The sequence below is a fragment of the Falsiroseomonas sp. E2-1-a20 genome (genome assembly GCF_051433195.1).
Classification (GTDB): domain Bacteria; phylum Pseudomonadota; class Alphaproteobacteria; order Acetobacterales; family Acetobacteraceae; genus Falsiroseomonas.
Genome location: NZ_JBHMFT010000101.1, coordinates 1 through 5,218, shown reverse-complemented (window position 1 = coordinate 5,218; position 5,218 = coordinate 1). Strand labels below are relative to the sequence as shown.

General features: G+C 71.3%; 8 protein-coding genes and 1 tRNA gene. 3 read left to right on the top strand and 6 right to left on the bottom strand.

Going from position 1 to position 5,218, the window contains the following annotated elements:
* Positions 1–594, top strand: a 594-nt coding sequence (locus ACFHPP_RS30340) for a penicillin-binding transpeptidase domain-containing protein (protein WP_437166961.1), incomplete at its 5' end; no start/stop codon positions are given.
* A 13-nt stretch (positions 595–607) separates the two neighbouring features.
* On the top strand, positions 608–1,192 hold the full coding sequence (locus ACFHPP_RS30335; protein WP_437166960.1) for a hypothetical protein: 585 nt from the start codon (positions 608–610) through the stop codon (positions 1,190–1,192).
* Positions 1,193–1,210: 18 nt separating this feature from the next.
* Here ACFHPP_RS30335 and ACFHPP_RS30330 read toward each other — a convergent pair whose 3' ends face one another.
* From ACFHPP_RS30330 to ACFHPP_RS30305, 6 genes are all read right to left on the bottom strand, one after another.
* Positions 1,211–1,762, bottom strand: coding sequence for an NUDIX domain-containing protein (locus ACFHPP_RS30330; protein WP_437166959.1), 552 nt, complete (start codon positions 1,760–1,762; stop codon positions 1,211–1,213).
* The gene (locus ACFHPP_RS30325; protein ID WP_437166958.1) at positions 1,755–2,369 is read right to left on the bottom strand and encodes an FMN-binding negative transcriptional regulator; all 615 of its coding nucleotides are present in this window, start codon (positions 2,367–2,369) and stop codon (positions 1,755–1,757) included. The genes ACFHPP_RS30330 and ACFHPP_RS30325 overlap by 8 nt, the downstream gene beginning before the upstream one ends.
* Before the next feature lie 148 nt (positions 2,370–2,517).
* On the bottom strand, positions 2,518–3,393 hold the full coding sequence (locus ACFHPP_RS30320) for a DMT family transporter (RefSeq protein WP_437166957.1): 876 nt from the start codon (positions 3,391–3,393) through the stop codon (positions 2,518–2,520).
* Between the two features lie 4 nt (positions 3,394–3,397).
* Complete coding sequence (gene folD / locus ACFHPP_RS30315; RefSeq protein ID WP_437166956.1) at positions 3,398–4,240, bottom strand: bifunctional methylenetetrahydrofolate dehydrogenase/methenyltetrahydrofolate cyclohydrolase FolD; 843 nt, start codon at positions 4,238–4,240, stop codon at positions 3,398–3,400.
* Complete coding sequence (locus tag ACFHPP_RS30310; protein WP_437166955.1) at positions 4,237–4,536, bottom strand: DUF167 domain-containing protein; 300 nt, start codon at positions 4,534–4,536, stop codon at positions 4,237–4,239. Before ACFHPP_RS30310 ends, folD begins: the two co-directional genes overlap by 4 nt.
* Before the next feature lie 3 nt (positions 4,537–4,539).
* Positions 4,540–4,851, bottom strand: coding sequence for a YggT family protein (locus ACFHPP_RS30305; protein WP_437166954.1), 312 nt, complete (start codon positions 4,849–4,851; stop codon positions 4,540–4,542).
* A 151-nt stretch (positions 4,852–5,002) separates the two neighbouring features.
* Between ACFHPP_RS30305 and ACFHPP_RS30300 the strand changes: the two genes are divergently transcribed.
* Positions 5,003–5,078 (top strand) — tRNA-Ala (locus ACFHPP_RS30300).
* Positions 5,079–5,218: the final 140 nt, after the last annotated feature.

The window sequence follows — 5,218 nt, the reverse complement described above, 5'->3', positions numbered from 1 at the left end:
ATAGCCCCCCCCCCCCCCCCACCCCCCCCCTCTGTTCGTTGGTTGCCCTGCGCCCCCGGCGCGCGGGCGACCATCGACACCGCGCGCCGCTTCGGCCTGGCCGGCCCCTTCCAGCGCGACGCCACGCTGGCGCTCGGCACCGGGGAGGTGACGTTGCTCGACCTGGTCGCCGCCTACGCCCCCTTCGCCAATGGCGGCTTGCTGCCCGAACCACGCGGCATCGTTTCGGCCCGCGCCGATGGACGCGCCGTGGCCGCGGGACGCCCGACCCTGCTGCGGGTGACGACGCCGGAGCGCGCGGCGGCGATGCGGCGGATGCTGGAGGCGGTGGTGGCGCGCGGCAGCGGGCGCCTTGCGCAACCTCCGGGTCTGCGCGCCGTTGCAGGCAAGACGGGTACCACGCAGGATTTTCGTGACGCCTGGTTCATCGGCCTTGCGCCCGGTGCAGATGGCAGCTTTGTCGTCGGCGTCTGGCTGGGCAATGATGACGCCACGCCGATGCAGGATGTCCGCGGCGGCACCCTGCCCGCGCGGCTGTTCCGGGAGGTCGCGGAAGCGCTCGCCCAGCCTGCCCCCGCCGTTGCGGGCCGATGAAGGAGACTGGCGTTTGACCGATGATGTGGCAGGCCAGAGGTTGGACCGCCTGCGCCGCGTCGCACCTGCGGTGCAGCACGAGGTCAACAATGCCATGATGGTTCTGGCCGCCAATCTCGACCTGCTGTCGCGCAGCGTCGGCGAGGGCGCCCCCACCCGGCAATTGGACCGCGCCGTGCAGGCCAGCAAGCGGCTGGAGGAGACGATCCGCGGCTACCTCGACGCAGCCCGGCAGCAGGTTGCGGAGCCCACGCTGATTTCCCTGGTGCAGGTGATGAAGCAATCCCTGCCGCTGCTGCGCGTCGCACTCGGCGCCCGGCACGGGGCGGAGCTGACGGCGCCGGAAAAACTGTCCCCGGTCAGCCTGGACCGCGCGGCGCTGGACGTGGCGCTGCTGGCCGTGGCGCAGGACGCGGTCGGCCGCATGCCCAACGGCACCCGACTCGGAATCACCCTGCGGGAGGGCGAGGCGGAGGTGGAGCTGGAACTGACCCTGCCGGAGGGCGTCGGCCCGGTGGCGCTGGCGCAGTTGCAAGCCTGCTGCGGGCGCCTCCAGGTGTTCGGCAATGGCTGCGTGCTGGCCTGGCGGAAGCCCTGACCTGCAGCAGGCCCCAACCTACAGCAGACCCTTCAGCCGCAGCAGGCCGTAGGTGGCGACGCTGGTCGCATCCTTGATCTCGCCCGAGATCAGCATCCGCTCAAACTCGGCGCGGCCGAAGACGCGGGTGATGAGGTCCTGCTCCTCCAGCTCCGGCGCCGCGTCGCCCTGGCTCAGGCCGGTGGCGAGGAAGATGTCGTAGCCCTGGCACATGGTGCCGTGCGCCAGGTTCAGGCGGCCGGCGTGGACCATCGACGTGGCGGCCAGCCCGGTTTCCTCCTGCAATTCATGCTGCGCGGCCAGCGCCGGATCGGTGCCGGGCGGGCCCCACATGCCCTGCGGAAACTCCCAGAACCGCGCCTTCACCGGGTAGCGGAACTGCTGCACCAGTTGCAGCGACCCATCCGCATGGACCGGCACGACAACGACGAAATCCGACTTCTCCACCACGCCGTAGATGCCGGTGGAGCCGTCCCGACGCCGGATCGCATCCTCCCGCACCGTCATCCAGGCATTGCGGTAGACCACCCTGCTGTCGAGGGTCTGGATATCCGGAATCTCGTCAGGCAAGTCCGTTCGCCTCCCGCAGCGCGGCCGCGGCCGCATGGTCGCCCCGCGCCTCCAGCGCCGCCGCGACGGCGATCCGATCCGCGGGCGGACGATTCTGGCTCTGCTTGCGCTTGCCTGTCCACTGGCGAACCTCGAGGTTGATCCCGACCAGGCCACGGAACATCTTGGCCATGTAGTCGACCGGCTGGGCATCCATGTCGAAGCCGGGGGTGGGTTCGTAGGCGGCGGCCATGGCGCGCATCTGCACCGCGATCTCGGCCGGGTCCTCGATCAGCGTGGCGAGGCCCACCGCCTGCACGGCATCGTAGTTCCAGGTCGGCACGCTGGGCTGCGCGCCGTACCAGCTGGAGGAGACATAGGCGTGCGGGCCCTGGAACACCGCCAGCGCCTCCGCCCCCTGCCCGGCGAAGGCCTGCCAGTGCGGGTTGGCGCGGGCGACATGGCAGACCAGCCGCGCCGGCGCATCGCCCCGCGGGCGCACCAGCTGGAAAGGCAGGTGGCTGACCGTCAGCGGCGTGGCGCTGACCAGCAGGCCGAAATCATGCCGCTCCACATGGGCGAAGATCCAGTCCGGGTCGTCGGACCGGAAGACGGCGGGCGTGTACATCGGGGTGATCCTGCAGGCCGGGACGCGTTGAAGCCATACGGACGGTGCTCGCCCGTGCGAAGTTCAGAAGCCCGTAGCTCGTCGTCGTGCCTGCATCAGCCGAGACTGCGGCATCGGCTTGCCCCCGCACCAATGCATTCCGGGCATGTCAGCCCCGCGACCGCGCATGCACCAGCAGCGCCAGCCCGCCCAGCGTCAGCACGCCGCCGACGATGTCGCTGACATACAGCCGCTCCCCCAGCAGCGCCCAGCCGAACACCGCGGCCAGCGGCGGGGCCAGCAATTGCAGCGCGGTGGCGGTGGAGGCGGGCACACGGCGCATCATGGCGAAGTTCAGCGCGTAGGCGCCGATGCCCACCACCAGCATGGACCACACCAGCGCCGCCGCCGTCGGCAGGCTGGCGGAGGTCGGCGGTGCACCCTCCAGTGCCAGCGCCAGTGCCAGGCACAGCACGGCGGACACGGCGGTCTGGCCGAGGCTCGCCATCCAGATGTCGATGCGCCCCTTGGCCGGCGCATAGACCAGCAGCCCGACCGCCTGGCTGATCGCGGCCCCCAGCGCCAGGGCGAAGCCCGCCGCCTCCGCCGCCGCCAGCCCATCGACCGCGCGCAGGAAGCCCAGCAGCGCCACCCCGAACCAGCCGATGCCGAGCCCGAGCCAGGCGAGCTTCGGCAGCGGCCGCCGCAGCACCAGGCTTTCGCCGGCGGCGACCATCAGCGGCGTCGTCGCGCAGATCAGCGCGACCAGCCCGGTCGGGATGCGCGCCATGGCGAGCCAGGCGAAGGCGAGATACCCGCCCATCCCGCACAGGCCGAGGATGGCGACGCGCCCGATGTCGCCCGGCGCCGGCAGGCGCGAGCGCAGCGCCAGCACGATCAGCAGCAGCAGCGGCGTGGTCAGCCCGAAGCGGATGCCGAGCCCCCACAGCGGCGGCCATTCCTTCACCACCACGCCCGCCACCGTGAAGGCGGAGGCCCAGATGGCGACGAAGGCGCCGGCGATCAGCAGCGCGCTGCCCTGCATCCGCTCAGCCTCGGCGGGCGAGTGCGGCGTCCAGCGTATTCTCCAGCAGGCAGGCGATGGTCATCGGGCCGACGCCGCCGGGCACCGGCGTGATCGCCTCCGCATGCCGCGCGGCTTCCGCGAAGGCGACGTCGCCGACCAGCCTTCCATCGGCCAGCCGGTTGATGCCGACATCGATGACGGTCGCGCCAACCTCCACCCAGTCGCCCCGCACCATCTCCGGCCGTCCCACGGCCGCGATGAGGATTTCGGCGCGGCGGCATTCGGCCGGCAGGTCGCGGGTGCGGGAATGCACCACGGTCACGGTGCAATCCGCCGCCAGCAGCAATTGCGCCATCGGCCGGCCGACGATGTTGCTGCGCCCGAGCACCACCGCCCGTGCCCCCGGCAGCGCGGCACCGGAGGCCCGCAGCAGGTGCATCACCCCCTTCGGCGTGCAGGGCACCAGGCCCGGCTGGCCGCTGGCGAGGCGGCCGGCATTCAGCGGGTGGAAGCCATCCACGTCCTTCTCCGGCGCCACGGCGGCAATCACCCGGTCGGCGCGGATCTGCGGCGGCAGCGGCAACTGCACCAGGATGCCATCCACCGCGTCATCGGCATTGAGCGCGGCGACGACGGCCAGCAACTCGGCCTCGCTCGTCGTCTCCGGCAGGGCGATGGTGGCGCTGTCGAAGCCCACCTGGCGCGCCGCCTTGTCCTTGTTGCGGACATAGACACCCGAGGCCGGGTCCTCCCCCACCCGGACCACGCGCAGGCCGGGGCGGAAGGACAGCGTGGCGGCGCGGGCGGCGATGGTCTCGCGCAGCGCGGCGGCAACCGCCTTGCCGTCGATGATGCGGGCGGTCATGCGAGGAGCTTTTCCAAAACGGGCACCAGGGCGGCAGGATCGCCAGCGATGCGGAGGGTTTTCTGGCGCGAGCCGCCGCCATGCAAGACCGCCACCGCGGAATTGGGAAGGTGCAGCGCCCGGGCCACCGCCTCGCACACCGCGCGGTTGGCGCGGCCATCCTCCGGCGCCTCCGCCACCGCGACGCGCAGCGCGGCGCCGCCGGGGGCGAGGCCACCCAGGGCCGGCCGCCGCGCCCGCGGCTGCACCTTCACGGCAAGGTCCACCCCGTCAGCCCGCAGCCGCCAGGGCGGCATGGCTCAGAAGTAGAGGCCGCCGCGCAGCAGGTAGCCCTGGATCGCGGTCAGCGCGATGGAACAGGCGGTGATCAGCAGCAGCACGATCAGCGGCGAAAGATCGATGCCGCCCATGTTCGGCAGCGCCCCGCGCACCCGGCGCAGCGCCGGCTCCGTCACCCGATACAGGAAATCTGCGATCGTCCAGACGATGCGGTTGCGGCCGTCCAGCACGTTGAAGGACAGCAGGGTCTGCATGATGGCGGCCAGCAGCACCGCCCACCAGAACAGGTCGAGGCCCGCCCGCAGCAGGAAAAAGACGGCATCGAGCAGCATCGGCGACCCCTGGTGTTGCCGCCGGAACCTAATGGCGGGCAGCAGCCGGAACAAGGCGCAAGGCGCCGGCCTTGCTTGACGCATCCCCGCCTTGACACCCAACGGCCGCGCTTCCATAAGCCGCGTCCTGCGGTGGACCCCACGGCTCGGGGGGGGTGTAGCTCAGTTGGTAGAGCGCGTCGTTCGCAATGACGAGGTCAGCGGTTCGATCCCGCTCACCTCCACCACCGCCCTGCGATTTCAGGAACTTAGGTTTCAGTCGGGTGGCGCCTGTAACGCAGGACGCACCACATGGCTTTGCAGACCGGCTCCTACTACTACTGTGTCATTTAGTGGTAGTTTGGTGTGAGGCGGTGGCAGCACGGGC